Here is a 1,109-nt window from a genome sequence, read left to right on the forward strand (position 1 = left end):
AGCCATGCCCGTTCTGAGCCGTCCCGCCGCTTCAGTGTGGCGCCGATGATGGATTGGACTGACCGCCACTGCCGTTTTTTCCTGCGCCTATTGTCGAAAAACGCCCTGCTCTACACCGAAATGGTCACCACCGGTGCTTTGCTCAACGGCGATCACGACCGCTTCCTGCGCCACAACGAAGCCGAGCACCCGCTGGCATTGCAACTCGGCGGCAGTGTGCCGCTGGACCTGGCCGCGTGTGCGCGGATGGCGCAGGAGCACGGGTACGACGAGGTGAACCTGAATGTCGGCTGCCCGAGTGATCGGGTGCAGAACAATATGATCGGCGCGTGCCTGATGGGGCATCCGCAGTTGGTGGCCGATTGTGTGAAGGCGATGCGCGATGCGGTGTCGATTCCGGTGACGGTCAAGCATCGAATCGGGATCAACGGGCGCGACAGTTACGAAGAACTGTGTGATTTCGTCGGTACGGTTCGCGAGGCCGGCTGCACCAGTTTTACTGTGCACGCGCGGATTGCGATTCTGGAGGGGTTGTCGCCGAAGGAAAACCGCGACATCCCACCTCTGCKCTATGACGTGGCGGCGCGGTTGAAGGCGGACTTTCCGGAGCTGGAGATTATCCTGAACGGCGGGATCAAGACGCTGGAGGCCTGCCACGAGCATTTGCAGACGTTCGACGGCGTCATGCTGGGCCGTGAGGCGTATCACAACCCTTATGTGATGGCCGAGGTGGATCAGCAGCTGTTCGGCAGCACGGCGCCGGTGATCAGCCGGGCTGAGGCGCTGGCGCAGTTGCGTCCCTATATAGCGGCGCACATCGCTGCAGGTGGTTCGATGCACCACATCACCCGACATGTACTGGGCCTGGGCACCGGGTTCCCGGGGGCGCGCAAGTTTCGGCAGTTACTGTCGGTGGACATTCACAAGGCCAAWGAGCCTTTGGCGTTGCTGGATCAAGCGGCACAGCTGCTTGAGGGGCGTTAACGGTTAGCCGCTTCCCTGCGACCAGGCTGCATGTCCTGCAGCCTGGTGCGAGTCTCAGTGCGCTACAGCCCCGGTCCAGTCAACCCAACCGAATACCCACGTTGCCAGAATCAGCAAACCGAATC

General features: G+C 61.6%; 1 protein-coding gene. It reads left to right on the plus strand.

All coding sequences use genetic code 11. The annotated features are described in order from the left end of the window. Positions 1–984, plus strand: a 984-nt coding sequence (gene dusA / locus ACXRVY_RS30850) for a tRNA dihydrouridine(20/20a) synthase DusA (protein ID WP_458239187.1), incomplete at its 5' end; no start/stop codon positions are given. Positions 985–1,109: the final 125 nt, after the last annotated feature.

The sequence above is a fragment of the Pseudomonas sp. P5_A2_2 genome (assembly GCF_054177685.1).